Source organism: Candidatus Binatia bacterium, from assembly GCA_023150935.1.
Classification (GTDB): Bacteria; Desulfobacterota; Binatia; order HRBIN30; family HRBIN30; genus JAKLJW01.
The window spans coordinates 1-584 of sequence record JAKLJW010000150.1 but is presented as its reverse complement, the minus strand read 5'-3'; the positions used below and the strand labels follow the sequence as shown (position 1 = coordinate 584).

The window sequence follows — 584 nt, the reverse complement described above, 5'->3', positions numbered from 1 at the left end:
GCCGAGGCGTCGACCCCGCGCCGGATCGCGCCCAGCACCGGCTCGGCGAAGGTGCCCGAGAGCAGGTGGTAGTCCTCGACGTAGCCGCCGTAGGGGCGCAGGCCGTGGTAGCGGCGGGCGCGTGCCTCGTCGTAGCCGTCGCGGAACAGGTAGAGCTCGAGCTCGCTGCCGGCCTTGGCGGCGAAGCCGAGGGCCGCCGCGCGCGCGAGCTGGCGCTTCAGGATCGAGCGCGGCGCCACCCCGACGAGCTCGCCGCTCGTCTCGTCGGCCACCACGTCGCCCCACTCGTCGATCTGCTCCAGGAGGAAGCGCACCGCCAGCTTCGTGCGCATGCGCCCGGCAGCAGGCGCTCGAGCCAGGCCGCCTGGCGCAGCGTGCCCAGGTCCGGCACCGCGTGGAGGTCGCCGTAGCCCTTCGCCCAGTTCGTGTAGGCGTAGCCGGGCGTCGGGTCCATCTCCATGTCGCAGGCCAGGAGGTAGTCGCAGCAGTGCATGCCGTGGCGCGCCACCTCCTCGAGGAAGAAGGCGCCCGTGATGCGCTTGCCGACGAGGCGCCCGTAGAGGTCCGGGAGCGCCGTCACGACG

At 73.5% G+C, this 584-nt stretch carries 1 protein-coding gene; it reads right to left on the bottom strand.

Annotated features, from left to right (window positions below; all coding sequences use genetic code 11):
• Window positions 1-332: glutamine synthetase (locus L6Q96_23450; GenBank protein MCK6557503.1), on the bottom strand; the 332-nt coding region annotated here is incomplete at its 3' end.
• Window positions 333-584: the final 252 nt, after the last annotated feature.